Raw genomic sequence first — 25,190 nt, forward strand, 5'->3', positions numbered from 1 at the left:
CAGCACAGCCCCACGGCCTTCACATGCCCAAATAGGCTTGTCTCAGCGTGTCACTGGCCAACAACTCGGCGGGTGTGCCGGAAAAACGAATCTGGCCGTTTTCCATCACATACGCACGGTCGGCGATGTCGAGCGACTGACCCACGTTTTGCTCCACCAGCAAGATCGCCAGGCCACTGCTGCGCAGCTGCGAGATCAGGCCAAACAACTCTTCCACCAACAAGGGCGACAAACCCAGTGAGGGCTCGTCCAGAATCAACAAGCGCGGTTCGGCCATCAGGCCCCGGCCAATCGCCAACATCTGCTGCTCGCCACCACTCAAAGTGCCGGCCAACTGCGCCACACGCTCTTTCAGTCGCGGAAAGGTTTCGTAAACCTTGTCCAGGTTTTGCTGCTTGCGCTCACGCCCCCGGGTGAAGGCCCCCAGCTCCAGGTTCTCGTGCACGCTCAGGTTGGGAAAAACCTTGCGGCCTTCGGGCACCTGAATCAAGCCGTGCTGGACCACCTGGCGCGAATGCAAACCGGTGATGTCCTGCCCGTCAAACCCCACTTGGCCCGCACGCGCAGCCACCAGGCCGCTGAGCGTGAGGTTGAGCGTGGTCTTGCCCGCACCGTTGCTGCCGAGCAGCGCCACCAACTCGCCAGGCATGACCTGCAGGTCCACACCCCGCAAAACCTCGACCACACCGTAACCGGACTTGAGGCCCTGCACATTCAACAAAGCGCTCATGCCTGAACCTCCTGCGCTGTTTTGGCTTGGGCCGCGTTCTTTTGCAAACGCTCGGCCGTGCCGTGGCCCAAATAAGCCTCGACCACGGCTTTGTTGTTCGTCACTTCAGCGGGTGTGCCTTGGGCAATCAGCTGCCCCTGCGCCAGCACCCACACTTCTTGCGCCAGGCTCATCACCGCTTGCATGACGTGCTCGATCATCAGCACCGTTACGCCGCTTTGGGCAATGCCCTGCACCACCGGGATCATCTCGGCAATTTCTTGCGGGTTCAGGCCTGCCAGCACTTCGTCCAGCAGCAGCAAGCGCGGCCGCGTGGCCAATGCGCGGGCCAGCTCCAGGCGCTTGCGCCCGGCCACCGTGAGGTCGCTGGCCAGCTTGTCGAGTTGGGGCGTCAAGCCCACTTGGCTTGCCACCGATTCGGCAAATTCCAGCGCCTGCGCTCGGCGCGGCAAATGCAGGTGCGCCCCCACCGCGATGTTTTCACGAACGGTTTGCGCGGCAAAAGGCTGCACAATTTGAAACGTCCGCGTCAGGCCCATGCGGGCGTTCAGGTGCGGCGGCTGGCCGGTGATGTCCAGGCCTGCAAACACCACACGGCCCGTATCCGGCGTCAGAAAACCCGACATGAGCGCAAACAAAGTCGTCTTGCCTGCGCCATTCGGCCCGATCAAGGCACTCAAACGGCCCTCGGTCACCGACAGGCTCACGTTCTGCACGGCTTTGAGGCCACCAAAGGATTTGCCCACGCCCTCGATCTGCAGCAGCGTGCTCATGGTTTGTCTCCGTCAGACTTTTGGCCGCGCAACCATTGCAACGGGGTGATGGTGCCCAGCCCCGCGATGCCGCGCGGCAAGAACATCACGATCACGATCAGCACCACGCCATAAATGACCATGTTGATGCCCGGCAACTGGCCAAACAAATTGCGCGTGACATCGGCCAGGATGTGCAGACTCACAGCCCCCAAGAGCGGCCCCCACAGCGTGCCCATGCCGCCCACAATCGCACCCACCAGGGCCTCGACCGAGGTGTGCGCCCCAAAGGCAATGCCCGGATCGATGTACTGGAACACCTGCACATAAAACGCGCCGCCTGCGCCCATCAGACCGCCCGACAAAATGGTGGCGATCAACTTGACGCTGAAGGGGTTCACCCCAATGGCGCGGGCCGCGTCTTCGTTGTCACGCACGGCTTGCAAGTAGGCCCCAAAGCGAGAGTGGCGCAGCCAAGCGGTGATGCACAGCGCCAGCGTGACCAGGCCCAGCATGAGCCAGATGAAACCGGCGCGGCTGCCAAACTGCATGTTGGCGGCCGACTCTTTGAGCGGCAGCATCAGGCCCACGCCCGCCCCCGTGAAGGGCACCGAAGTGGCCAAAATGCGGAACACCTCGGCAAAGGCCAGCGTGACCAGCGCAAAGTAAGAACCCTTGAGGCCATAGCGAAACGAGGCCGCGCCCACAAAAGCGCCCACGCCCGCGGCAAAAGCCATGGCCAGCGGCAAAGCCACCCAGGGGCTCAGGCCCCACTGCATTTGTGCGATGGCCTGCACATAAGCGCCCGTGCCAAAAAACAAAGCATGGCCAAAGGAAAACTGTCCGCCAAACCCGCCCAGCACGTTCCAGGCTTGCGAGAGCAGGCAGGCGTACAAAGACGTCATGACAAAGTTGAGCATCACGCCCGAATCGGTGAACAAGGGCACCGCCCCCACCAGCACCACAAAGACTGCGATGTTGCGAAAGTCTTTCATGCCTTCGCTCCAAAAAATCCTTGCGGCCTGAGCAAAAGCACCGCAATGAAAATCACAAAAATACCCACCTGGCCCAGCGACTCACCCAGCAGCAAACCGCCCAGCGACTCCACCACACCAATCAGCAAGCCGCCCAGCAAGGCCCCGGCAAAACTGCCCATGCCACCCAGCACCACGATGGTGAAGGCCACCAGCACAAAGCCGTTGCCCACTTGCGGGTTCACGTAATAAGCCGGCATCAAAAAGCAGGCCGCTGCGCCCAGACTGGCCAGGCCCAAACCAAAACACATGGCGTACACATGGTCCACATCGATGCCCATCAAACGTGCGCCTTGCTTTTCTTTGGACACGGCGCGAATGGCACGACCCAAGTCGGTTTTTTGCACGATGAGCAACAAAACAGCCGACACCACCAAAGCCCCAGCAAAAGACACCAGCTTGGGCAGCGCGATGAAGGCAGGCCCGATCTCCACCGTGGTCAAGGTGTAGGCGGTCTCGATGGTGCGGGTGTCCGACTTGAAGAACAAGAGCGCCAAATTTTCGAGCACGATGGAGATGCCCAGCGTGACGAGCAAGATGTTTTCATCCTTGCCGTGGCTGGCGCGGTTGATCACGCCGCGCTGCAGTGCGTAGCCCAACACAAACATGGCGGGCACCATGATCGGCAGGGCCATGTAGGGATCGACCCCGAAGTGTTGCTTCAACATGTACACGCCATACAGCGCCACCATCAAAGACGCGCCGTGCGCGAAATTGATGATGTGCAGCACGCCATAAATCAGCGTGAGGCCCAGCGCGATCAGCGCATACACGGCACCGGTGGTGATGCCGTTGAGCACCGAAGGAAACAGGATGTTGAAGTCCAGCATCGGGGTCTTTCTGTTCAACAAACCGGTTTAGCCTTTGAGCGGGAAAATCGGATCAATTTCGCGGTAATCGCGCGGCACGATCACCTTGATGTCGCCCTTGTGGACTTGGGTCATCAAAGGCTGTGCACCCATGTTCTGACCGTTGACAAAATTGGTCGCGCCGTAGGGCATGATGTGGTTGGCGAACTTGCTGGACGCCAACGCGTCGATGATGGCCGCGCGGTCGGGCGACTTGGCGCGCTCAATCGCATCGGCCAGCAGCATCATGGCGGTGTAGGTCATGAACACTTCGTAGCTGAAGAACTGGCCCTGCGCTTCCACGCGCTTGCGCAACTCGGCCGAGCGCTTGTCTTTGGGGTTGAACCAATGGTTGCAGTCGATGATGCCGTTGGCTGCTTCTGGAAACTCCTTGACGAACTTGTAGCTCGACGCCGCACCACCCAGCACCGAGTAAATGGCTTTGGGTGTGATTTTTTGCTGCTGCAAAGTGCGCACCAGCAGGGCGTATTCGTTGTAGTAGTTGGCCGGGATCAGGATGTCGGGGTTGACCTGCTTGATGCGCAGCGCAATGTTGTTGAAGTCACGCGTGGGGTTGGCGTGCTTGATGATTTCTTTCACCTCATAGCCATAGCCGGGCAACTCTTTGGCCAGCAAGTTGGCCGTGCCTGTGCCAAACAAAGACTCTTCGTGCACGATCATCACGGTGCGGGCGGGCTTGCCTGCGGCGGTGTTCAAAACGTGCAGGCTGGACACGGCCACTTCGGCGCACTTCTTGTAGCCAGGGCCAAAGCGGAAGGTGTTTTTCAGGCCGCGCTCAACGATCTGGTCGGCCACGCCGACATCGACCACATGGGGCAGGTTGTATTTGGCCGCCGCTTGTGTGGTGGCCAGGCAAATGGCCGAGGCGAAGGCGCCGACCACGGCGCTCACACCCGCTTCGTTCATCTTCTCGATCTCGGCCGTGCCCGCTTGAGGGCTCGACTGTGCATCGCCCAGCATGGCTTCGATCTTGGCGCCGCCCAGCGACTTGATGCCGCCGGCCTTGTTGATGTCTTCAATCGCCATCAAGGCACCCATGCGGCACTGCTGACCGGAGTAAGCCAAGGCACCCGTCACAGGGTGCAAAACACCGACTTTGATGGGCTTGGGCTGAGCCCCGCCCACCAGTGGAAAGGCGAGAGCCGAGGCCGCAGCAGCGGACTGGCCCATGAAAGTGCGACGTGAGGTCATGAGAACATCCTTGAAAAAGTTAATGGAAGTTGGCGGACAGCTCTTGGCTTACCCACACCTTGGCGTCAATGCTGCCAACGCGGGATAACTGCATCTGGTATTCATACCGGTCCGGTCGGTACAAGCCATGCAGCCATTGGACGGGACGGTCGTCCTCGTCATAAATCAAACGCCGCACCGCCAGCAAGGCCGATCCGACAGAAACATCCAGGTGCTGGGCCATGCCCACATCGGCCAAACGGGCCGAGATGGTTTGCTCGGCCCGGCCCACTTTGACGCCCGACTCTTCGAGCAGCACCAAAATGGGTTTTTGCGCCAATTCGCGCTTGCCAAACCCTGAAGAAATCGCATCGGGCACCCATGTGGTGATGTGCGACAAAGGGCCTTCAGGGGTGCTGCGCACGCGCTCGGCTTTTTGCACCGCAGTGCCTGCCTGCAATTGCAAGGCCGCGGCCACATCCACAGGTGCACGCATACGCTCCACCGACAAGACCTTGACTTTGGTGCGCAAACCCATGGTGACCAGGTTTTCAAGCAAGCCCGTGAGTCGCGCTTGTTGGCCAGTGGCCATGGTGGAGGCCTGCATCTGCACTTCATTGGCCCGTGCGTGTACAGGTCGTGTGCCACGTCCAGGCTCCCGGCTGATCAAGCCTTCTTGCGCCAACTGAGACAAGGCCCGCCGCACCGTGACACGGGCCACACCAAACTGCCCCATCAAGGCAATCTCGCCAGGCAGCCCGGCATCAAAACGCCCTTCACGCAATTGCTCGCGCAGCACCAGATAAACCTGATGGTATTTGGGCAAAGGCAAGGCTGCATTCATGCTTTGCATGGTTGATCAGTCCTAATGTTCTGTCAATAGAACAAACAGGTCCCATGCATGAGACATTTGACTAGGATTTACCCTGAATTCGGACCGTCCGAAAATCACGCCACAGGGCCTGCGAGGCCCATTCAGGCTGTCAGGCCTTGAGTGAGACTTTGGCCCGCAATGCCAGCTGCACAGGAGCCGACACCAAACCCGAAACGTCACCTCTCAATTTGGCGATTTCGCGCACCAAGGTGCTGCTGATGTGCTGCACGCTCGCGCTGGTGTGCAGGAAAACGGTGTCCAGCTGAGGGGCCAGGTGCCTGTTCATGCCTGACATCTGGGTTTCGTAGTCGTAGTCGGTCACCGAGCGCAGGCCACGCACGATGACCTGGGCGTTTTGTGCTTGCACAAAGTTGACGATCAGGCCGTCAAAAGGCAGCGCAGTCACATTGGGGCAATCGGCCAGGGCGGCCTGCGCCAGCGCCAGCCGTTCGTCCAGGCTGAACATCGTGTTTTTGTGGTGGGCTTTGGCCACAGCGATGATGACCCGGTCAAACATCTGGGCTGCGCGGCGAATGGCGTCTTCATGCCCCAGGGTGATGGGGTCAAAAGTACCGGAATACACAGCGGTCACAGATCGGTTCATGGGATTGTCCTTGGACGAGTGGCAGGGCAAATGGATGGCGGCAAATTATGCAGTGCGTTGCAGCAAATGTGCGTGCACGGCACCGGCTTTGAGGTGGCGCTCGCACTGCAAGCCCAGCGGCTGCAAAGCCTCTGGCGTCCAGACCTGCGGCGCTTCGAGGTAGACCCAGCCGCCCACAGGCACTGCCCGGACAGCAGCTTGAAGTGCGGGCTCAAACCAGGGTCCATCAAAGGGGGGGTCGATGAACACCAGATCGACACTGCCTGCAGGCAAGCGCTGCAAGGCGGTGATGGCGTCGCTGCGCTGCACCTGAACCATGCTGGCTTGTAAACGCACAGCATGATCTTGCAAGGCGCGCACAAGCAAAGGGTCTTGTTCGAGCATGAGCACATGCGCTGCCCCCCGCGATGCGGCTTCGAGGCCCAGAGCACCCGTGCCCGCAAAGGCATCCACACAGCGCCAGCCGCTCAGGTCTTGTCCGAGCCAGTTGAAGAGGGTTTCACGCACGCGGTCGGGCGTGGGGCGCAGGCCAGGCTTGTCGATCACTTTCAGCCGGGTTCTGCGCCACTGGCCGCCGATGATGCGCACTTCGTGTGCGGGGTGTCCCTTGGGGCCACGCTGTGTGGCTGGCTTGGCTGCAGCTTGGCGCGCAGACGACGCTGCAGTTCTGTTTTTGGGCGTTGGAGGCATAGGCGGCAAGTGTAAAGGCCGCGAGCAAGCCGTGACTGCGCACCAGGTCTGGATGGATTGTGGGCCTGGGCAATGGTAGATGTCGGGGCTCATGACGCCGACAAATACGGCCCACGTAGATCCGCTCTGACGGTTGTCCGTTCCGGCACGGGCCCCCATGTCGGGGTCTTCGACCACCGACCTACGAGTACAGCCCCCCGCAGGTCGGTAGCTTCAGCTCCGACGTTTTTTGCTTCGGCGCAGACCCCATGTCGGGGTCTTCGACCACCGACCTACGAATACCGCCCCCGTAGGTCGGTAGCTTCAGCTCCGACGTTTGTTCGCTCCGGCACAGACCCCATGTCGGGGTCTTCGACCACCGACCTACGAATACCGCCCCCGTAGGTCGGTAGCTTCAGCTCCGACGTTTTTTCGCTTCGGCACAGGCAAGAAAAAACCAGCACTCGGCTGGTTTTTTCGGGGCAGGGTCGCATGCCTCATGCAACGCCAGACTATGCATCTGGCGTTCACCGTTTACTTGCCTTGAGGGGCTTTAGCGTCGGTTTTCACGTCGGTTTTGGCAGCTGGCTTTTCAGCAGCTTTGGCAGCAGGAGCGGCTGCTTTGTCTGTTGTCTTGGCTGCAGCTTCTTTCTCAGCTTTCTTTTCAGCTTTCTTTTCAGCTTTGGCCGCTGCCTTTTTCTCGGCTTTGGCCGCTTTGGCTTCGGCCTTGGCATCTTTCATGTCCGCCTTGGCGGGCGCAGCAACTGCTGCGGTTGCGGCAGTCGCCGCAGGGGCGGCAGGCGCTTGAGCGAATGCACCGGCGGCGAAGAAACCGGCAACCAGGGTAGCGAGCAACTTGTTCATGAGAAGACTTCTTTCATTCGGGTTTGAAGCCCAACACCTTGTTGGACTTGTAACTACAACGCGGCTCAAAGTCGCCGTGAGGACGAAGTGCTGGGTGCAGTTGTAACGCTGTGTGTCTGAACGTGATGTGAAATTCTGAGTTCAGTCCACGCTGAACAACCCTGCGAATTCAGCAATGCCTTAAAGACCTCTGTCCCGAACCGAGAGCCTGTCTCTGTATTTCTTTCGCACCACGTAAACCTGACTGGGTCGACTCCTGCCGGCACTTCGCAGGAGACCTGAAACAGGTTCCAAAAGATCCAAGTCAGCCAACTTGCGTCTGAAGTTCGCCATGTTGATACGCTCCCCCAGGACAAGCTCATAAGCAGCATGCAACTGCGCAATCGTGAACTCCTCAGGACACAAGTGCACCGGTAGCGAGGAATAGCTGGCCTTGCTTCGCACCCGCTCCACCACGGCAGACACTATCTGCCCGTGATCAAAGGGCAAGTTTGGCAAGCGATTGACCGGGAACAAGGTGATGCGAGCCGACACAACTGGAACAAGAGCGTAGTAAACCAAGGTCAGCGACCAGCCACGAGGGTCACGAACCGGGCCTGAGTAGCTGCCGAACTCTTCGAGATAAGGGCTCTGCACATCGACCTTATCGCGCAAGACCCTGGCCGCAGCCGCCTTCGCGGAATCATCTTCTTGAGTGTGAATAAAGCCCCCTGGCAATGCCCAGTGTCCGGCAAAGGGAGCGGCTTCCCGCTTGTGCAATGCAACGCACAGTTCATTGCCAGCAATGGTGAGCAGTACCGCATCGACAGTGACAATCGGGGGGGCTGTCAAAGAATTTTTCATATAAACCCATTAAACAACTAAATCTATCATTTGACAAACAAATATTAAGTTGCATTTTGAATTTATATAGATTACATTCATAGCCAGCCACTGGCATTCATTTCGTCAAGGAGCACCCTCATGAAAAAGTTACTCATCATTGATCCGCAAAATGACTTTTGCGATATCGCTGGCGCCGCCTTGCCCGTGGCTGGAGCCAGCGCTGATTTGCAGCGACTGGCATCCTTTGTTGCAGGCGCACCCTTGGACGGCATCACCGTCACATTGGACTCTCACCCCAGCGTAGCGGTCGAACGCGTTACTTTCTGGAAGACAGACGACGGCAACTCGCCCGCGCCGTTCAGCTTTGTGACCCGCGCTGATGTGATCAGTGGCAAATTCACGCCTCGGGATGCATCCCTTACTGAGCAAGTGCTTGTCATGCTTGACCAGCTGGCAAGCACCGGGCGGCCTGGGTTGGTCATCTGGCCCGTGCACTGCGTGACGGGCACATGGGGCCACAACATTTTCACCCCTTTGGCCGAGCAACTGAACCAATGGGAATTCACCCGACAACGCGCAGTACGCAAGGCTCTCAAGGGCGAGTACCCCCTGAGTGAGCACTTCGGCGTTTTTGAAGCGGATGCGCCAGACGAAGCCGTTGCCTCCACCCAGTTCAATCACACCCTTGCGACAGAATTGACACAGGGCGTGGACGTTCTCTTCATTGCCGGGGAAGCAGGTAGCCACTGCGTAGCGTCCAGTGTGGACCAGCTCATGCGCTACCTGAACGGGATCGCAACACAACGCCCGCGCATCATCTTGCTGACTGACTGCATGAGCCCCGTCACCAGCTTCGAAGCAGACCAAGCAGCCTTCGTGCTGCGCGCCTCGGCCTGGGGTGCCGAAACAATGACCAGCGCCCAAGCAAGCGCCGCGTTCAACTAGGAGAGACTTGTGAGCCAGACAAGAGAGAACACCCCCGTCATCCGCAGCCTGCTGGAAACGGACCTGTACAAATTCACCATGCACCAGCCCATGCTGCACGCCATGCCAACCAACCAGGCAGAGTACCGCTTCGTTTGTCGAAACACGCCAGAATTTCCGCTGGCCGAACTGGCTACCGAAGTGAATGAACAACTGGATGCCCTGTGCGCCCTGCGCTTCAAAGAAGACGAGCTGGCTTACCTGGCCGGGCTGCGCTACATCCGGTCTGACTACATCGACTTCCTGCGCCTGTTTCAGTTTCAACGCCGTTTCATCACCGTGTTCACGCAAGGCGATAGCTTGCGCATCACGGCCAAAGGGCCACAAGTTCATGTCATGGGATTTGAAATCTTTGTGCTGGCCATCGTCAACGAGTTGTACTTCCGCCGCCTCACGCAGGAGCGCGGCGGCCAAGAGGTTTTTTTGCAAGAAGGCCGCAAGCGCCTGCAAACGAAGATCGCCCAACTGCGCGACTACGCACCGAGCACCCCACTGCGACACCCATTTGAGTTTTTTGACTTCGGAGTACGCAGACGCTTCTCTGGCGAGTGGCAAGCAGAGATGGTGCAGACCCTTGCACGCGAAGTACCGCAGTACTTCAAAGGCACATCCAACGTGCTGTTAGCCAAAGAGTGCAACTTGGTCCCCATTGGCACGATGGCGCATGAATACCTGCAAACCTTCCAGGCTACCGGAGTCCAGCTCAAAGGCTTTCAAAAAGCGGCACTGGAAACATGGGTGCAAGAGTACCGCGGCGACCTGGGTACGGCGCTGACCGATGTGGTGGGTATGGATGCCTTCCTTGCCGACTTTGACCTCTACTTTGCCAAGTTGTTTGATGGCTTAAGGCACGACAGTGGAGATCCTGTGGTGTGGGGTGAAAAGGCTTTGGCGCACTACGCCAAACTCAAAATCGATGCCAATACCAAACGTCTCGTCTTCTCGGATGGTCTCGATGTACCTACTGCGCTGCAACTTCACCAGCACTTTGCTAACCGCGTTCAAACCGGCTTTGGCATTGGCACCAACCTGAGCAACGATACCGGGCTGAGGCCGTTGAACATTGTGATGAAGCTCGTCAGCTGCAATGGCCAACCGACTGCCAAGCTCTCGGACACGCCAGGAAAAACTTTGTGTGAAGACGCCACCTTCCTGGCGTACCTGCGACAAGTTTTCGATGTACACGCGAATTAAAGCAACACATAAGCAAAGGGATAGATATGCGTACTGCCAATGGAATGACATTTTTTTGGAGAACTGCTGAAGTTTTCAGCAACTGGAATCTCGGCACCTTCTCTGTCGAAGGTCGCGCTTTCAACTGCGCAGAACAGTTCATGATGTTCACGAAGGCTATGTTGTTTGGGGACACGTTAATGGCGCAGCGGATCATGGCCGAACCTAATCCCCGAAAACAAAAAATGCTTGGACGTCAAATTCAAGGCTACGTCGATACCGAATGGCATAGGCAAGCAGAAGAACTTATGTTTCCTGGCTTGTTGGCAAAGTTCACACAAGATCAGATGCGTAAGGCCGCAATACTGGCAACTGGTGACACATTGCTGGTCGAAGCTTCGCCCGACGACGCGATCTGGGGTATCGGACTAGAGGAGACCGATCCAAGATGCATGAATCCGAATGAGTGGCTAGGTCAAAACAAGCTTGGACGAGTACTGACCAGAGTCAGGGATGCCATAAAAGCAAATGAGGCTAACCAAGTGCTGTAGCTTCATCCCAGTTCATAAGCTCCTCCGCTGCACAACTCTTACCTCACAGAAGCACACACAACTCCAATGAACATCATTGAAATACTCGCTAGCAATCTCGTGGTTGGTTCGATTCAAGTCACAGCAGGGGATGCGTTAGGTTTCCTCACCGGATTGTTATGTGTCTGGCTCACCGCCAAAGCCAGTATCTGGAATTTTGCGTGGGGCATGGTCAACAGCTTGATCTTGGGTTTGGTTTTTCTAGACCAAAGACTCTTTGCCGACTCCGCACTACAGGTGGTTTTCATCGCGCTATCAATTCAGGGCTGGTGGCAATGGAAAGTACGAGGCAACCCTCAAGCGAGTCGGTTCAGAGCGACTACCTGGCATGAACAGGCAATACTGCTTGCTGTTGCTAGCATTATGGCTTGGTTGATGTGGTTGATCTTGGTAGAGCTGCGTGGTAGCGCGCCGCCCTTGGACGCACTCATCACCGCACTTAGCCTATGCGCCCAGTGGCAGCTCAACCGCCGCCAAGTATCCAGCTGGTACTGGTGGATAGCGGTGGACTTGATCTCTGTGCCTATCTATTGGAGCCGCGGCCTTTATCTGATTGCGTGTCTCTACGTCGTCTTCTTGGCACTGTGTGTATATGGATTGCGCAATTGGCAACAGACTCGTCGAACCCAATCTCCTATGGCAATAGCATGAGTAGACGTGATTTCCAGCATGGCCTAGTGATAGGCAAGTTTTACCCGCCACATCTGGGACACGAATACCTGATTCGTACTGCGGCCGTGCACAGCCAAACAGTGACAGTAGTTGTGATGGGCGCCAGTACTGAAAAGCTAAGCATCGCACAGCGTGTGCAATGGCTTCGCAATGCCTTTTGGGATCACCACAACGTGCGAATTGTGGGCGAAATTGATGACGTACCGGTGGACTACCAGGACGAAGGAATCTGGCAAGCGCATGTGGAAATCATGCGTAAAGGCATTCGACAAGCAGCCGAACGCTGGAACCCACAGCCCCCGGTGGACGCGGTCTTCACTTCTGAGCCCTATGGCGACCGCCTTGCCAAATACTTTGAATGCCCTCATGTCTGCTTGGACAAAGCGAGGAGTCTCTACCCCACCTCGGGTACTGCGGTGCGTGCAAATGTGGCGGGCCAATGGCACATGTTGTCGCCTGCAGTGCAAGCAGGCATGGCGCTGCGTGTGGTCGTGCTGGGCGCCGAATCCACCGGCACAACCACGCTGAGCAGGGAATTGACAGACGCGCTCCATCAACGCGGCGGCATATGGTCGCGAACACAGTGGGTTGCCGAATACGGCCGGGAGTACAGCGCAAACCTGCTGGCTTTGACCAGATCAAACGATCTGCAAGCCACTGCAAGTGACATTGCTTGGGAATCTACAGACTTTGTTCAAGTGGCTCAAATGCAATGCAGACTCGAGAACACTGCAGCAGCACGAGGCGGTCCAGTATTGATATGCGACACCGATGCCTTTGCCACCCGCATTTGGCACGAGCGATACATGAGCGCAGGCAACGCTGCGGTGGATGAGATTGCCGCCAATATGCCGCCACGCGCACTTTATATTCTTACCAGTGACTTGGGTGTTCCCTTTGAAGATGATGGACTGCGCGACGGAGAGCATCTTCGAAGTTGGATGACCCAACGATTTCGGACTGCACTTGTAGCTCAAACCGTACCTTGGATCGAAGTGCACGGCTCTCCAAAATCGCGTTGCACCGATGCACTGCACGCCCTCGACCAGCTGATTGCCCAGCAATGGGCCTTTTGACTTTCACGACAGTTCTCAAACCCGCGTAAGCAATGACATGTTGAAAATTACCAGCGCACAAATCAACCCCACCATCGGAGACATCCAAGGCAACATTGCCCTGATGCTGCACGCAGCACGGCAGGCGCGTGACGAACATGCCCACATGGTGGTCTTCCCAGAACTGAGCCTCACCGCCTACTACCCTGCAGACCTGCTGGACGACGCTCATTTCCAGACCCGATTGGACGAGGGCCTTGAGCAACTGAAAATCGCTAATCGCGAGACTCCGAATCTCTTGTGGGTAGTCGGTACCCCCATGCGCCGTCAAGGCCCCGGCAAAGCGTTTCACAACGCGCTGTTGGTGCTGAAAAATGGCAAGGTCGTCATGGAGTACTTCAAGCAGCTCTTACCCACTTACAACATCTTCGACGAGCGCCGCCATTTCGAACCTGGGCCCGATGTCGTGCGTGTTCTTCGCATCGCTGACCAGCAGGTGGGACTCATGATTTGCGAAGATGGCTGGAACGACGATGGCAGAGACTACACCGTCAATCCATTTCAACGCCTCGCTGACGCATCGCCCGACCTCGTGGTGACCATCAACGCCAGCCCGAGCAATGTGGGCAAACGAGAGCAACGGCACATCGTTTTCGGCAAAGCCTGCATGCGCCACAAACTTCCTTTGCTGTATGTGAATCAGATCGGAGGGCATGATCAATTGGTCTATGACGGAGCCTCATTCGCCATGGATGCCGCGGGACATGTGGTTTATGAAGCCAGGCGCTTTGCACAAGACGTGACCACTCTGACCTTTGACAGCCATAGTCAAAGCTTCACGGATTCATACGGGCAAGCGCTAGCGCCAGTCCTTGGCGCGGGCCTGTCCACCATGGAGTTCTACCGTCAGCAAATCGTGCTGGGGCTCAAAGACTATGCCCGTCGCTGCGGCTTCAAAACGGCAGTCGTCGGCTGCTCGGGTGGCATTGATTCAGCCCTCACATTGGCATTGGCGACCGAAGCGCTCGGTGCGCAGAACGTGGTCGGCATCACCATGCCCTCCAAGTTTTCAAGCGAAGGCAGCGTATCGGATTCGGCCATCTTGTGCAAAAACCTGGGTATTCAACTGGTGGAGCATCCCATTCGCGACATCGTCGCCGAGTTTGAATCAGGCTTTGAGAACGCATTTGGCACATCCTTGCAAGGCCTGCCTCTGGAGAACCTGCAGGCGCGTGTACGGGGCACCACGCTCATGGAGTATTCAAACGCCTTTGGACATCTGCTGCTCACCACAGGCAACAAATCCGAAGTCAGCGTAGGCTACTGCACGCTGTATGGCGACACCAATGGTGGTCTGGGCCTGATTGGTGATCTGTACAAGACGGAAATTTTTGAACTCTGCCGGCATGTCAACGCCACTGCCGGGCGCGAAATCATTCCCGATGCAATCATCGAGAAACCGCCTTCAGCTGAATTGGCACCGGGGCAGAAAGACACCGACAGTCTGCCCCCTTATGAGGTTCTGGATGAAATCCTCAAAGCCCTCATTGAAGGTGAGCGCCTGCCTGAATCGGAACGCCATCGTTCAGAAAAAAAAATGGCTCAATTGCGCACTGAGGTGACTGGTAAAGCCCTCATCGAACGCATTCAAAAAATGATTGCTCGCAATGAATACAAACGCCGTCAAGCGCCTCCAGTTTTGCGCGTTCGGGGGCGTGCATTTGGCAGCGGTCGCCAAGTCCCGATTGCAGCAGTGCAATACGCCTGACTGTTTTTTTCCTGAGGAACCTGCATGACTCCACACACTTCCCCCCCGTCGGGCACCGCAATCATCGTCGGGCGCTGGCAAATCTTCCACAAGGGGCACGAAACCCTGTTGCGCACCGCGCTCAGCATGGCGCAGCAGGTGATCGTGGTCATCGGCTCTGCCTACAGGTCGCGCAATCCGCAGAACCCGTTCACTTGGCAGGAGCGCCAGAGCATGATTGTGTCCACCTTGTCTGAGTACGACAGGACGCGAGTGCAGTTTTTACCTGTACGAGACTACTACGACGACACGCGCTGGAACGCAGCTGTCCGCGAAGGCGTGAAGCAACTGACAGCGGGCGCTCCTGCCAATGGCATCACGCTCGTCGGTTTCAAGAAAGACCACACCAGCTACTACCTGGACAACTTCCACCCTTGGACCTGGAAAGAAGTCACGCAAGACATCGAAATTGATGCGACAGCATTGCGCAACGTCTTCTTTGAAGGCGCCGATCCTGATGCACGCCTGGAAGTCATGCGCCCCTACATCAGCGCCCCGGTACTGGCCTACCTCCAAGCATGGGCGCGCTTGGGGGTGTATGCCGAAAGGGTGAATGAGCATGCTGCTGTAACGGTCTATCGCAAGCGTTGGGCGGCACCTTTTCATTTGACTGCAGATGCCATCGTGCAAGCCAACGGACACGTCTTGCTCGTGCGGCGCGGTGGAGACATCGGCCACGGCCTGTGGGCGCTCCCTGGTGGGTTTGTTGATCCGGGCGAACGCATGTACACGGCGGCCTTGCGCGAACTGCATGAAGAGACGGGCTTAAAGCCACTTGCATCCACGATGCAAACCGCTTTCAAGTGCAGTGTGGTGTTTGATCATCCCGGACGCAGCCCGCGCGGGCGCATCATCACCCACGCTTGCCATTTCGATTTGGGCAACATCAATCTGCCTGAAGTCAAAGGCGCGGACGACGCACAGGAAGCCCGGTGGATTCCGCTCAAGGACCTCGCCAGCTTGGAAAACCAGCGGTTTGACGATCACGCTGCGGTGCTGGACCATTTTTTTGGTTTGTATCGCTAGGCGTTGGTTTTGGAGATTTAAAGGCCGCTGGTGTCAACGCCGAAGGCGACTTTAAAGGCACGATGTCCTGTGGGCGTAATCGTCACAGCCCGACTATCTATGTCGCAGCGCAACCAAGCTCGCGACAGGCTTAGTCCAGTGGACGCTCCCACGTTTTTGCTGACTACCGTTTGCGTGTCGCGCATGTGTTGCGCGACTATGGTTTGAACGAACGAGACCAGGCACCTGCAGACAACCGAGCGGCACATGGCTAGGCAAGTGCCATTTCTTGTTTGACAGTCCAAATTGCACGGACTGTGATTTTCAAGGCGCACTTGCGCCCAGCACCACGGTGACCATGCGCTCAGGCTGCAGCACGCGGGCCATGGCCCGACGTACATCGGCGGCCGTCACGCGCTCGACCTGTTGCGTCCAGGTATCCAGGTAATTCAGGGGCAAGCGATTCCAGGCGATGTTGGCCACGTTGTCCAGCAGTTTGCGGTTGCTGTCGATGCGCAGGGCAAAGCCACCGATCAAATTCGATTGGGCCGCTTTCAATTCAGCTTCGGTGGGGCCTTCGCGCACAAAGGTCTGAACGACCTCTTGGGCCACACCCAGCGCCTGCGCGGCCTGGTCAGGACGGGTTTGCAGGCCTACGCCAAAGGCCCCGGCATGCAGCCCCGGCGAGAAGTAGCTGTAAACGCTGTAGCTCAGGCCCCGTTTTTCACGCACCTGCTCGGTCAAGCGCGACACAAAGCCACCACCACCTAGAATATGGTTGCCCACCAGCAAGGGGAAAAAGTCGGGATCGTTGCGTTTGTAGCCGGGCTGCCCGATGAGCACCTGGGCTTGCGCCGAATCAAACGGCAGCTTCAAGTCCTGAGCCTGCGTCAAAGCGGCCACCTCGGGCACCGCAGGCAGGCTCTGGCATCCGGCTTCGCTGGGCCACAGCGCCAGCAAGCGCTTGACCAGTTCATCGGCTTGCGCACGCGTCAGGTCACCCACCACACTGACAGAGGCACGGCAAGAGCGCAGCGCTTTGGCGTGCAAGGCTTGCAAGTCTTGAGCCGAGATGCGCGACAAGGACTCGGGCGTGGCCCGATAACCATAAGGGTGCGCGCCATACACAGCTTGGGCAAAACGGTTTTGCGCCACGACAGCGGGCTTGGTCAGGGACTCACGCAGGCTGGCCGACATCTTCTCGCGGTCTCTGGCCCAGATCGCCTCGGGGAAGGCAGGATGCGCCATCTGACGCGCAGCCAGTGCCACGGCCTTGCTCAGCAAATCCGGGTAGCTCAAGCTGCGCAGGGAAAAACTCAAGCGGTCACCGCTGGCGCTGCCGCCAAAACTGGCCCCCAGATCGGCCCATGCCTCACCGATCTGGTTTTCATCGAGCGCCTGGGCATACGGTCCTTTGCCCGACGGATCGGCCCGCAGGCCGCTGGCCATTTGCCCGGCCATGACCGAAGCCAGCCCCGCCTGGGCTGCCGGGTCCCGGCGGCTGCCTGCATCCAGGTCAATCTGCACATCGACCATCGGAATGGCATGACTCTCGACCAAGTAAACCCGCGCTCCGCTGGCCTGGGTCCAGTGCGCAATGGGCAAGGCCGCTTGCGCCCAACCAATGCAACACAGGCTGACGCCAAACAACACGGAACGCAGTCGACGAACCCGTAACGCTGGCAATGAAAACAACATGGACATGGAAAAATTCACTTTCATGGGGTGCCGATGGCTGCACACAAGGTGCTCAATACCGCTCTCAATAGCGCGCTCAATGCCGCGCACCCGCCGGCGCGCGGCGTACACGGGGCTGGCCTGACAAAGGCTGCGGGCGCAGGATGCCAACCGTAAGACTGTCGTCGCCAAAGTATTTTTGGGCCACCGCTTGCACCTGCGCCGCCGTGACCTGGCGCAAACGGGCCAGCAATTGCGTGCCGTGATCGGGCGGCATGCCCAAGACCCAGGCCACACCCAGCTCCCGGGCCTGGTTGAACACCGAATCAAGTTTGTAGACCTCGCTGGCCACCCATTGGGTTTTGACGCGCTGCAATTCGGACTCGGTCACGCCCTCATTGGCCACACGCTGAACTTGTGCGCGCAGCGCCGCCTCCAGCGCCTCGGGGGTCTGGCCTTTGGCGGGCACACCGTCCAGATAAAAGAACTGCGGGCCACGGCCCATCAAGCCGTTGTGAGCGCCCACGCTGTCGGCCAGGCGCTGCTCACCCTGGGTCAGGGCACGCTCCAGCCGCGCACCGCTGTAGCCATCCAGCACCGCAGCCAGCACCGTCAGGGCCAGTGCATCGTCGTGTTCAGGGGTGGCTTGCAAACTGGTCAAACGCGGCACTTTGAAGGCCAACGTGACATAAGACTGCTCGGCAGGAGCCTTGAACTCCAGGCGGCGCAAGCCTTGTTGTGCAGGCTCTTGCTGCGGCTTGCGCTCGGGCAAGGCATGGCTTGCAATGCCGCCGTAATACTTGTCGGCCAAGGCTTTGACCTGCACCGGGTCCACATCGCCCGCGACCACCACCACCGCATTGGCCGGGGTGTACCACTTGCGGAAAAAGTCACGCGCGTCTTGTGCCGTCATGGCCTCCAGATCGCTCATCCAACCCACGATCGGGCGACGATAGGGAGATGCCGTCAATGCGGTGGCCGAGAGCATTTCATGCAACTGGGCTCGGGGGTTGTCTTCGGTGCGCATGCGGCGCTCTTCCTTGACCACCTCCAGCTCTTTGGCAAATTCGACGTCAGCCCACTGGTTGTTGGCAAACCGATCCGACTCCAGGCGCATCACGGCTTCGAGCTGGCTGGACGGGATTTGCTGGTAATAGCCGGTGTAGTCTTTGGCCGTGAAGGCGTTTTCCCTGCCTCCCAAAGCCGCCACACGCCTTGAAAATTCACCAGCAGCTACCGAGGGCGTGCCTTTGAAGAGCATGTGCTCCAACACATGGGCCACACCGCTGGTGCCGTCCACCTCGTCCATGGCACCCACGCGCAACCAGACCATGTGCACGGCCGTGGGCGCACGGCGGTCGGGTTTGACCCACAGCGTCATGCCGTTGGCCAATGTGAAGGTTTGAACCGATGCTCCGGGCGCGGCCTTGGCAGCTATGGCAGTTGGTGCGTTGCCCGCTTTGGTGGGCGTTGTCTGCGCCCACAAGGCCAAAGGGGATGTCAGCACGGCGGTCGATAGGGAAATTCCAGCAAGAAAATGGGGTTTCATAGAATGCATGATCCTTGAAAAGCCCGCCATGTTCAGTTTCTTCAAAAAAAAATCCCCGCCACCTGAGGCCCAATCCCAGACTGCAGGCCTCCACGAGGCCGCATTGGCCGACATGTCGCCTGCAGCCAACACAGCAGCCCCAGGTGCCCAAACCGCAACAACGGCAAGACAAGGCTGGATGGATCGGCTCAAAGCCGGTCTGCGCAAAACCGGCTCCAACCTCACCACGGTGTTCACCGGCACGCGCATCGATGATGAACTTTATGAAGAGCTGGAAACAGCCTTGCTGATGGCCGACAGTGGCGTCAAGGCAACCGAGTATTTGCTGCAAGACCTCAAGCGCCGCGTCAAGGAAGCCAAGGCCACGGAACCGGCACAAGTCAAAGGTTTGCTGGCCGACGCCATTGCCGAGTTGTTGCAACCCCTGCAAAAACCCCTCGAAATCGGTGCCCACCACCCCACGGTGATCATGGTGGCCGGTGTCAACGGGGCGGGCAAAACCACCTCGATTGGCAAGCTCACCAAACACTTGGCCGATGATGGCCTGAGCGTGCTGCTGGCTGCAGCCGACACCTTCCGCGCAGCGGCCAAGGAGCAATTGGCCGTCTGGGCCGATCGCAACACGGTAGAAATCATCAGCCAACAGGGCGGTGACCCGGCTGCTGTGAGCTTTGACGCAGTGACCGCCGGGCGCGCCCGGGGCCGGGATGTGGTGCTGGTGGACACCGCCGGGCGTCTGCCCACGCAGCAGCACCTGATGGAAGAACTCAAGAAAATCAAGCGCGTGGTGCAAAAAGCCGATGCCACGGCACCTCACGAGGTCTTGCTGGTGATCGATGGCAACACGGGCCAAAACGCCCTGGCCCAGGTCAAAGCCTTTGACGAGACCCTGGGCCTGACCGGCCTGATCGTGACCAAACTGGACGGAACGGCCAAAGGCGGGGTTCTGTGCGCCATTGCACGCGAAAGGCCGATCCCGGTCTATTTCATCGGCGTGGGCGAGCAACTGCAGGACCTGGAAACCTTCGATGCGCGCGAGTTTGCCCAGGCGCTGCTGAGCTGAAAACAAGCGCTCTACGAGGAAAATTTCGATAAATAGAGGGTTAACCCCAACACCTTCAGGGTGCAGACCGTCTGATTTAGCACTCCACCCCGGAGAGTGCTAATATTCAAGGAATTCTCTGAAAGGAGTTCTGGTATGTCTGTTCTCACTGGATCCCCCACCCAAGCCATCGCATTGACCAACCCCTGGGCCGTGGTGCCCTCGCTGGGTCACCTGGACGCTTACATCTCTGCGGTCAACCGCATGCCCTTGCTCACCCTTGAGGAAGAGCAAGAGGCCGCCCGCCAACTCAAAGCCAACGACGACCTCGAAGCCGCCCGCAAACTGGTGCTCTCGCACTTGCGTCTGGTGGTGTCGGTATCGCGCCAATACCTGGGTTACGGCCTGCCCCACGGCGACCTGATCCAGGAAGGCAATGTGGGCCTGATGAAGGCGGTCAAACGCTTTGACCCCGACCAGGGCGTGCGTTTGGTCAGTTACGCGCTGCACTGGATCAAGGCCGAAATTCACGAATACATCCTGAAAAACTGGCGCATGGTCAAGGTGGCCACCACCAAGGCCCAGCGCAAGCTGTTTTTCAACCTGCGCTCGATGAAGCAGGGCTACAAATCCGATGCAGATGTTGGCACGCACCGCGACACCCTGACGCCCGACCAGGTCGACTCGATGGCCAACAGCTTGAACGTCAAGCGCGAGGAAGTGCGTGAGATGGAAATGCGCATGTCTGGCGGCGATGTGCTGCTGGACCCGGCCCCCTCGGACGACGGTGAGCAGGCCTTTGGCCCCATTGCTTACCTGGCCGATGTGAACCACGAGCCCACCGCCATGATCGAAGCGCACCAGCGCGACCTGATGGCCAGCGATGGCCTGGCCAGTGCCCTGAGCGTGTTGGACGATCGCAGCCGCCGCATCGTGGAAGAGCGCTGGCTCAAGGTGAACGACAACGGCTCGGGCGGCATGACACTGCATGACCTGGCCGATGAATACGGCGTGAGCGCCGAGCGCATCCGCCAAATCGAGGTGGCGGCCATGAAGAAGATGAAAAAGGCTTTGGTGGAGTTCGCCTGAAGCGTCTTTGCATCCCTATTGAGCATCCAAGGCCCGCGCAAGCGGGCCTTTTGCTTGGCCTGCACTGTGGCAAGCCCGGCATAAACCTAGAAACCGTGCTGGGATAATGGCCCCATGATCAAACTCTTAGTGGGCCTGGGCAATCCGGGCAGTGAATACGAAGACACCCGGCACAACGCCGGTTTTTGGTGGATCGACGCGGTCGCACGCGAACTCAAGGTCTCCCTCGTGCCCGAGCGCAGTTACCACGGACTATTGGCCCGCACCACGGTCAAGGGGCAAACCGTGTGGCTGCTGGAGCCGCAAACCTTCATGAATTTGTCGGGCAAATCGGTCAGCGCCCTGGCCAGGTTCTTCAAAATTCAACCTCAGGAAATTCTGGTGGCCCATGACGAATTGGACATTTCACCGGGTGAAGCCAAGCTCAAGTTGGGCGGCAGCCATGCAGGACACAACGGACTGCGCGACATCCACGCCCAATTGGGCACGGCCGATTACTGGCGCTTGCGCATTGGCGTGGGCCATCCGGGCGTCAAATCCGAGGTGGTGAACTGGGTCTTGAAAAAGCCCATGGCAGAGCACCGACAAGCGATTGAGGAGAGCATTGCCCGTTCCGTCAAGGCCTTGCCCTTGCTGCTGGCGGGCGACATGGAAAAAGCCATGGCCCAAATTCACACCAGCAAGCCCCCGCGCCCCAAACCACCGAAACCTGCCCCAAGCCAAGCAACTGTCACACCAGCGGACACACCAAGCCAAACGCCATCGCCTACAGCCAAATGAGCGGCCAGAGCCCTCTAAAGGCTTTTACTGGCTCTGCAAACGCCGGTATTTGGCCCACAAGGATTCCTGGTTTTCCACATGCTGGGGGTTGACCGGGATGCAAGCCACAGGGCAGACCTGTACACACTGTGGCTCGTCAAAATGCCCCACGCATTCGGTGCATTTGCCGGGATCGATTTCGTAAATTTCCTCGCCCAAATAAATCGCCTGATTCGGGCACTCGGGCTCACACACATCGCAGTTGATGCATTCGTCGGTGATCATCAGTGCCATGGCTGGGGCTCCGCAAAAGTCTGCATCGTGGTCATGCCCGGATTATCGGCCACAGACATCAGCCCGAAGGACTGCAGGGCTGTTGCTTGCTGCCGGGCTTTGGCAAGACAAGACCCTACAACCTGCTCTGGCCCAGCGGCATGGGCCTAAAATGGTTTGCATGATGAATGCCGACTTGCACTGCCACTCCGTCATCTCTGACGGCACCCTCACCCCCGAAGCCCTGGCCGAACGCGCCAAAGCCAACGGCGTGGAACTGTGGGCGCTGACCGACCACGACGAAGTGGGCGGGCAAGACCGCGCCCTGGCCGCCGCCCGCGCGCAGGGCCTGCCCTACCTGACCGGCACCGAGATTTCGGTCACCTTTGCCCACCAGACGGTGCACATCGTTGGCTTGGGCTTTGACCACCACAACACCGCGTTGGCTGAAGGCCTTCGCCGCACACGCGGTGGCCGAAGTGAACGCGCTCAAGAAATGTCGGATGGATTGGCCAAAGTGGGCATCCTCAACTGCTACGAAGGGGCGCTGAAGTACGTGGGCAACCCGGAGTTGATCTCGCGCACCCACTTTGCCCGCCACCTGGTTGAAACGGGCGTGTGCAGCGACACCTCCGAGGTATTTCGCAAATACCTGACCGAAGGCAAACCGGGCTACGTGCCGCACCGCTGGGCCCGCCTGCAAGAAGCGGTGCAATGGATCACCGAGGCCGGTGGTATCGCCGTCATTGCCCACCCGGCACGCTACGGATTCACACCCAACGAAGAGTACGCGCTGTTCAGCGAATTCAAAGCCCATGGCGGGCGCGGCGTGGAGGTCATCACCGGCAGCCATTCTTCACCCGAATCGGTGCGCTACGCCGAAACCGCGCTGGAGTTCGATCTGGCCGCCTCACGCGGCAGCGACTTTCACAGCCCTGACGAAAGCCGCATCGACCTGGGCACCTTGCCCTTTTTGCCGGGTCAACTGACCCCCGTTTGGGACCTGCTGGCCGACCGCATTCTGTGAATTCGGTCAAGGCCAATACGCTCCACGGCATAGGTTTTGCCGTTTTGGCCACGGCCTGCTTTGCCACGCTGGACACCACCACACGGCACGTCAGCACCAGCCTGTCGGTGCTGGTGGCCCTGTGGTTTCGCTACGCCATTCAGGCGCTCATCACCACCGCCGTGGTCTGGCCTGGGCGGGGCCGCAAGGTCTTGTTAACCCGGCATCCGCGCTTTCAAATGGCCCGTGGGCTGCTGCTGTTTGCCTGCAGCCTGTTGGCATTTTTCAGCCTCAAATACATGCCGGTGGGCGAATTCACCTCGGTAGCCTTGCTCGCCCCCTTGGTCATCACCTTGCTGGCCGCCTGCATGCTGCGCGAAAAAATCCGCACACTGCGCTGGCTCTTGGTGCTGGGCGGCTTCATCGGCACGATGGTCATCATTCGCCCTGGCAGCCAGCACTTTGACTGGACGGTGCTGCTGCCGCTGCTGCTGGTGGGCACCAATTCGGGTTTTCAGATTTTGACCAGCAAGATGGCCCAAACCGAAGACCCGATGACCATGCACTTTTACACCGGCTGGATCGGCACCATTTTGTCCACACTGATCTTGCCCTTTGTCTGGGAAATGCCCCGGGACGGGGTGGTCTGGCTACAACTGCTGTTGATGGGCGTGCTGGCCTCCATTGGGCACTTTTTGTTGATCCTCGCTTATGGCCGCGCACCGGCCGCCACCCTGACGCCCTACATGTACACGCAAATTGGCTTTGCTGTGCTGGGCGGCTGGCTGGTGTTTGACCACCTGCCCGATCAATGGACCTTTGTGGGCATGGGCCTGGTGGCGCTGTGCGGTGCTTTGGGGGCTTGGCTCACGGTGCGCGAAAACCGAATCGCCATCCAGCCGCCAGAATCGTGATGTTGCCCCTGTGAAAAAAGCGTATGACCCCCACATGGTCTACATCCAGCTCCACACACTCACCCCCTGTAATTGACAGTAGACCCCCATGGCTCAATTTTTCAGCGTTCACCCCGACAACCCGCAAGCGCGTTTGCTCAAGCAAGCCGTGCAACTGCTCAACCAAGGCAGCGTGCTGGCGGTGCCCACTGACTCCAGCTACGCACTGGTCTGCCACCTGGACGACAAGAATGCCGCCGACCAGTTGCGCCGCATCCGCGCTGTGGACGACAAGCACCACCTGACGCTGCTGTGCCGCGACTTGAGCGAGCTGGCCAACTACGCCCGGGTGGACAACCGGCAGTTTCGCGCCATCAAGCAAGCCACCCCCGGGCCCTTCACCTTCATTCTTGAGGCCACCAAGGAAGTGCCGCGCCGGGTCAGTCACCCTCAACGCAAAACCATTGGTCTGCGCGTGCCCGAGCACAAAGTGCTGCAGGAACTGCTGGCCCTGCATGGAGCCCCGCTGCTGGCAGCCACCTTGATCATGCCGGGCGAAGATGCCCCCCTGAACGACCCTCAGAACATTCGCGAGCGACTGGAGCACCAGGTGGGCGCTGTCATTGATGCCGGGGCTTGCTCGCTGGAGCCCACCACGGTGATCGACATGAGTGGCGATGAACCCACCGTGGTGCGCCACGGTCAGGGCGACCCTGCGCTGCTGGGCCTCTAAAACACAAAACAGCCTGTCCGGACCAAGGCCTTGGGCTCTGCCCCGGCAAAAACGACCGTCAGCCGCCCCCAAAGAAAACCCCTGCAACAGCACGATTGATGCGGCCCTGAGATGTTTTCAACGCTCAAAAATGTTGTCGGGGTTCGAATACCCCGACAGGGACCTGAGCCGAAACCCGTCATGTCGGACTCTGCGAGTGCCGGCCTACGAGATGACATGTTTCACACATTACAAACCTCTGCGTGCCGTATCCACAAGGGCTGCAGCAGGGGTCGAGCATGAAAACCAGACGGATTACTTCAGATCACCCGCCAAACTGGCCAGCGTGTCGGGCGCGATGTCGATGTGTGAGGGGTAATGCGTGTGGTCGCAGCCCATCTTGACGCCAGCGCCAGCCTTCACGGCCGCGCACATGTCGGGCTTGAGTTCAAAACGCACAAAGTGCACCGCTGAGGTTTTTTCGTCGGTCTCGCGGTCCAGGTCTTCGTCGGC

27 protein-coding genes and 1 pseudogene are annotated in these 25,190 nt (G+C 58.8%); 14 read left to right on the forward strand and 14 right to left on the reverse strand.

All coding sequences use genetic code 11. From position 1 onward, the window contains the following. Window positions 1-19 precede the first annotated feature (19 nt). From H663_RS27810 to H663_RS27855, 10 genes are all read right to left on the reverse strand, one after another. Complete coding sequence (locus tag H663_RS27810) at window positions 20-730, reverse strand: ABC transporter ATP-binding protein (protein ID WP_053170737.1); 711 nt, start codon at window positions 728-730, stop codon at window positions 20-22. Further along, window positions 727-1,503 (reverse strand): ABC transporter ATP-binding protein, encoded by a 777-nt coding sequence (locus H663_RS27815; protein WP_053170740.1) that lies wholly within the window; start codon window positions 1,501-1,503, stop codon window positions 727-729. Before H663_RS27815 ends, H663_RS27810 begins: the two co-directional genes overlap by 4 nt. Beyond that, window positions 1,500-2,477, reverse strand: coding sequence for a branched-chain amino acid ABC transporter permease (locus tag H663_RS27820; RefSeq protein ID WP_053170742.1), 978 nt, complete (start codon window positions 2,475-2,477; stop codon window positions 1,500-1,502). The genes H663_RS27815 and H663_RS27820 overlap by 4 nt, the downstream gene beginning before the upstream one ends. Further along, on the reverse strand, window positions 2,474-3,346 hold the full coding sequence (locus H663_RS27825) for a branched-chain amino acid ABC transporter permease (RefSeq protein WP_053170744.1): 873 nt from the start codon (window positions 3,344-3,346) through the stop codon (window positions 2,474-2,476). The genes H663_RS27820 and H663_RS27825 overlap by 4 nt, the downstream gene beginning before the upstream one ends. 27 nt (window positions 3,347-3,373) lie before the next feature. Beyond that, window positions 3,374-4,576 carry an ABC transporter substrate-binding protein gene (locus H663_RS27830; protein WP_053170747.1) on the reverse strand — a complete coding sequence of 401 codons (1,203 nt, stop codon included), beginning with the start codon at window positions 4,574-4,576 and terminating at the stop codon, window positions 3,374-3,376. Window positions 4,577-4,595: 19 nt separating this feature from the next. Then, window positions 4,596-5,399, reverse strand: a complete 804-nt coding sequence (locus H663_RS27835) for a GntR family transcriptional regulator (protein ID WP_053171620.1) — start codon at window positions 5,397-5,399, stop codon at window positions 4,596-4,598. Window positions 5,400-5,538: 139 nt separating this feature from the next. Then, the gene (gene coaD, locus H663_RS27840) at window positions 5,539-6,033 is read right to left on the reverse strand and encodes a pantetheine-phosphate adenylyltransferase (RefSeq protein WP_053170750.1); all 495 of its coding nucleotides are present in this window, start codon (window positions 6,031-6,033) and stop codon (window positions 5,539-5,541) included. Window positions 6,034-6,078: 45 nt separating this feature from the next. Further along, window positions 6,079-6,723 (reverse strand): 16S rRNA (guanine(966)-N(2))-methyltransferase RsmD, encoded by a 645-nt coding sequence (gene rsmD / locus H663_RS27845; RefSeq protein ID WP_053170753.1) that lies wholly within the window; start codon window positions 6,721-6,723, stop codon window positions 6,079-6,081. A 513-nt stretch (window positions 6,724-7,236) separates the two neighbouring features. Continuing rightward, window positions 7,237-7,566 carry a hypothetical protein gene (locus tag H663_RS27850; protein WP_053170758.1) on the reverse strand — a complete coding sequence of 110 codons (330 nt, stop codon included), beginning with the start codon at window positions 7,564-7,566 and terminating at the stop codon, window positions 7,237-7,239. Between the two features lie 180 nt (window positions 7,567-7,746). Continuing rightward, on the reverse strand, window positions 7,747-8,409 hold the full coding sequence (locus H663_RS27855; protein ID WP_053170762.1) for an NUDIX hydrolase: 663 nt from the start codon (window positions 8,407-8,409) through the stop codon (window positions 7,747-7,749). A 120-nt stretch (window positions 8,410-8,529) separates the two neighbouring features. On the opposite strand from H663_RS27855, the gene H663_RS27860 reads away from it, so the two are divergent. The 8 genes and pseudogenes from H663_RS27860 to H663_RS42210 all read left to right on the forward strand — a co-directional run. Further along, a complete protein-coding gene (locus tag H663_RS27860) occupies window positions 8,530-9,336 on the forward strand; it encodes a cysteine hydrolase family protein (protein ID WP_053170765.1) in 807 nt (268 codons plus the stop codon). Window positions 9,337-9,345: 9 nt separating this feature from the next. Beyond that, window positions 9,346-10,569, forward strand: a complete 1,224-nt coding sequence (gene pncB, locus H663_RS27865; protein WP_083451080.1) for a nicotinate phosphoribosyltransferase — start codon at window positions 9,346-9,348, stop codon at window positions 10,567-10,569. A gap of 26 nt (window positions 10,570-10,595) precedes the next feature. Continuing rightward, window positions 10,596-11,099, forward strand: a complete 504-nt coding sequence (locus H663_RS27870; protein WP_053170768.1) for an NADAR family protein — start codon at window positions 10,596-10,598, stop codon at window positions 11,097-11,099. A gap of 66 nt (window positions 11,100-11,165) precedes the next feature. Further along, window positions 11,166-11,789, forward strand: a complete 624-nt coding sequence (gene pnuC, locus H663_RS27875; protein WP_053170771.1) for a nicotinamide riboside transporter PnuC — start codon at window positions 11,166-11,168, stop codon at window positions 11,787-11,789. Further along, a complete protein-coding gene (locus tag H663_RS27880; RefSeq protein ID WP_053170774.1) occupies window positions 11,786-12,886 on the forward strand; it encodes an AAA family ATPase in 1,101 nt (366 codons plus the stop codon). Before pnuC ends, H663_RS27880 begins: the two co-directional genes overlap by 4 nt. Window positions 12,887-12,923: 37 nt before the next feature. Continuing rightward, entirely contained in the window at window positions 12,924-14,633 is a 1,710-nt protein-coding gene (locus H663_RS27885; protein ID WP_053170777.1) for an NAD+ synthase, read from the forward strand. A 24-nt stretch (window positions 14,634-14,657) separates the two neighbouring features. Continuing rightward, complete coding sequence (locus H663_RS42385) at window positions 14,658-15,698, forward strand: NUDIX domain-containing protein (protein WP_053170780.1); 1,041 nt, start codon at window positions 14,658-14,660, stop codon at window positions 15,696-15,698. A gap of 134 nt (window positions 15,699-15,832) precedes the next feature. Next, a pseudogene (locus H663_RS42210) lies at window positions 15,833-15,952 on the forward strand (antibiotic biosynthesis monooxygenase); the annotation flags it as partial. Window positions 15,953-16,001: 49 nt separating this feature from the next. Here H663_RS42210 and H663_RS27900 read toward each other — a convergent pair. Together H663_RS27900 and H663_RS27905 are read right to left on the reverse strand one after the other, a co-directional pair. Beyond that, complete coding sequence (locus H663_RS27900; RefSeq protein WP_420844040.1) at window positions 16,002-17,375, reverse strand: M16 family metallopeptidase; 1,374 nt, start codon at window positions 17,373-17,375, stop codon at window positions 16,002-16,004. A gap of 76 nt (window positions 17,376-17,451) precedes the next feature. Continuing rightward, a complete protein-coding gene (locus H663_RS27905) occupies window positions 17,452-18,903 on the reverse strand; it encodes a M16 family metallopeptidase (RefSeq protein WP_053170783.1) in 1,452 nt (483 codons plus the stop codon). A 28-nt stretch (window positions 18,904-18,931) separates the two neighbouring features. On the opposite strand from H663_RS27905, the gene ftsY reads away from it, so the two are divergent. The 3 genes from ftsY (at window position 18,932) to pth (ending at window position 21,814) form a co-directional block, all read left to right on the forward strand. Continuing rightward, window positions 18,932-19,966 carry a signal recognition particle-docking protein FtsY gene (gene ftsY / locus H663_RS27910; RefSeq protein ID WP_083451122.1) on the forward strand — a complete coding sequence of 345 codons (1,035 nt, stop codon included), beginning with the start codon at window positions 18,932-18,934 and terminating at the stop codon, window positions 19,964-19,966. Between the two features lie 135 nt (window positions 19,967-20,101). After that, complete coding sequence (rpoH, locus tag H663_RS27915) at window positions 20,102-21,034, forward strand: RNA polymerase sigma factor RpoH (protein ID WP_053170789.1); 933 nt, start codon at window positions 20,102-20,104, stop codon at window positions 21,032-21,034. 114 nt (window positions 21,035-21,148) lie between these two features. Then, window positions 21,149-21,814, forward strand: coding sequence for an aminoacyl-tRNA hydrolase (pth, locus tag H663_RS27920; RefSeq protein ID WP_053170791.1), 666 nt, complete (start codon window positions 21,149-21,151; stop codon window positions 21,812-21,814). A 24-nt stretch (window positions 21,815-21,838) separates the two neighbouring features. On the opposite strand, the gene H663_RS27925 is transcribed toward pth, so the two are convergent. Further along, window positions 21,839-22,087 carry a YfhL family 4Fe-4S dicluster ferredoxin gene (locus H663_RS27925; protein WP_053170794.1) on the reverse strand — a complete coding sequence of 83 codons (249 nt, stop codon included), beginning with the start codon at window positions 22,085-22,087 and terminating at the stop codon, window positions 21,839-21,841. Window positions 22,088-22,238: 151 nt separating this feature from the next. On the opposite strand from H663_RS27925, the gene H663_RS27930 reads away from it, so the two are divergent. From H663_RS27930 to H663_RS27940, 3 genes are all read left to right on the forward strand, one after another. Beyond that, complete coding sequence (locus H663_RS27930; protein WP_053170797.1) at window positions 22,239-23,093, forward strand: 3',5'-nucleoside bisphosphate phosphatase; 855 nt, start codon at window positions 22,239-22,241, stop codon at window positions 23,091-23,093. Continuing rightward, entirely contained in the window at window positions 23,090-23,986 is an 897-nt protein-coding gene (locus H663_RS27935; protein ID WP_053170800.1) for a DMT family transporter, read from the forward strand. The genes H663_RS27930 and H663_RS27935 overlap by 4 nt, the downstream gene beginning before the upstream one ends. Window positions 23,987-24,074: 88 nt before the next feature. Then, window positions 24,075-24,698, forward strand: a complete 624-nt coding sequence (locus H663_RS27940; RefSeq protein WP_053170803.1) for an L-threonylcarbamoyladenylate synthase — start codon at window positions 24,075-24,077, stop codon at window positions 24,696-24,698. Window positions 24,699-24,992: 294 nt separating this feature from the next. Here the strand turns inward: H663_RS27940 and H663_RS27945 are convergent. Further along, on the reverse strand, window positions 24,993-25,190 hold a 198-nt coding region (locus H663_RS27945; RefSeq protein WP_116695824.1), incomplete at its 5' end, for a DUF3501 family protein.

Origin of the sequence: Limnohabitans planktonicus II-D5 (assembly GCF_001270065.2) — a bacterium.
Classification (GTDB): domain Bacteria; phylum Pseudomonadota; class Gammaproteobacteria; order Burkholderiales; family Burkholderiaceae_C; genus Limnohabitans_A; species Limnohabitans_A planktonicus.

Coding starts and splice junctions, on each gene's coding strand:
- H663_RS27850 (WP_053170758.1), bottom strand. CDS start 7,566: ATGAACAAGTTGCTCGCTACCCTGGTTGCCGGTTTCTTCGCCGCCGGT.
- H663_RS27930 (WP_053170797.1), top strand. CDS start 22,239: ATGGTTTGCATGATGAATGCCGACTTGCACTGCCACTCCGTCATCTCT.
- pnuC (WP_053170771.1), top strand. CDS start 11,166: ATGAACATCATTGAAATACTCGCTAGCAATCTCGTGGTTGGTTCGATT.
- H663_RS27900 (WP_420844040.1), bottom strand. CDS start 17,375: ATGTTGTTTTCATTGCCAGCGTTACGGGTTCGTCGACTGCGTTCCGTG.
- H663_RS27810 (WP_053170737.1), bottom strand. CDS start 730: ATGAGCGCTTTGTTGAATGTGCAGGGCCTCAAGTCCGGTTACGGTGTG.
- H663_RS27825 (WP_053170744.1), bottom strand. CDS start 3,346: ATGCTGGACTTCAACATCCTGTTTCCTTCGGTGCTCAACGGCATCACC.
- rpoH (WP_053170789.1), top strand. CDS start 20,102: ATGTCTGTTCTCACTGGATCCCCCACCCAAGCCATCGCATTGACCAAC.
- H663_RS27870 (WP_053170768.1), top strand. CDS start 10,596: ATGCGTACTGCCAATGGAATGACATTTTTTTGGAGAACTGCTGAAGTT.
- pth (WP_053170791.1), top strand. CDS start 21,149: ATGATCAAACTCTTAGTGGGCCTGGGCAATCCGGGCAGTGAATACGAA.
- H663_RS42385 (WP_053170780.1), top strand. CDS start 14,658: ATGACTCCACACACTTCCCCCCCGTCGGGCACCGCAATCATCGTCGGG.
- H663_RS27855 (WP_053170762.1), bottom strand. CDS start 8,409: ATGAAAAATTCTTTGACAGCCCCCCCGATTGTCACTGTCGATGCGGTA.
- H663_RS27860 (WP_053170765.1), top strand. CDS start 8,530: ATGAAAAAGTTACTCATCATTGATCCGCAAAATGACTTTTGCGATATC.
- H663_RS27815 (WP_053170740.1), bottom strand. CDS start 1,503: ATGAGCACGCTGCTGCAGATCGAGGGCGTGGGCAAATCCTTTGGTGGC.
- rsmD (WP_053170753.1), bottom strand. CDS start 6,723: ATGCCTCCAACGCCCAAAAACAGAACTGCAGCGTCGTCTGCGCGCCAA.
- H663_RS27820 (WP_053170742.1), bottom strand. CDS start 2,477: ATGAAAGACTTTCGCAACATCGCAGTCTTTGTGGTGCTGGTGGGGGCG.
- coaD (WP_053170750.1), bottom strand. CDS start 6,033: ATGAACCGATCTGTGACCGCTGTGTATTCCGGTACTTTTGACCCCATC.
- ftsY (WP_083451122.1), top strand. CDS start 18,932: ATGTTCAGTTTCTTCAAAAAAAAATCCCCGCCACCTGAGGCCCAATCC.
- H663_RS27925 (WP_053170794.1), bottom strand. CDS start 22,087: ATGGCACTGATGATCACCGACGAATGCATCAACTGCGATGTGTGTGAG.
- H663_RS27885 (WP_053170777.1), top strand. CDS start 12,924: ATGTTGAAAATTACCAGCGCACAAATCAACCCCACCATCGGAGACATC.
- H663_RS27830 (WP_053170747.1), bottom strand. CDS start 4,576: ATGACCTCACGTCGCACTTTCATGGGCCAGTCCGCTGCTGCGGCCTCG.
- H663_RS27905 (WP_053170783.1), bottom strand. CDS start 18,903: ATGAAACCCCATTTTCTTGCTGGAATTTCCCTATCGACCGCCGTGCTG.
- H663_RS27880 (WP_053170774.1), top strand. CDS start 11,786: ATGAGTAGACGTGATTTCCAGCATGGCCTAGTGATAGGCAAGTTTTAC.
- H663_RS27940 (WP_053170803.1), top strand. CDS start 24,075: ATGGCTCAATTTTTCAGCGTTCACCCCGACAACCCGCAAGCGCGTTTG.
- H663_RS27835 (WP_053171620.1), bottom strand. CDS start 5,399: ATGAATGCAGCCTTGCCTTTGCCCAAATACCATCAGGTTTATCTGGTG.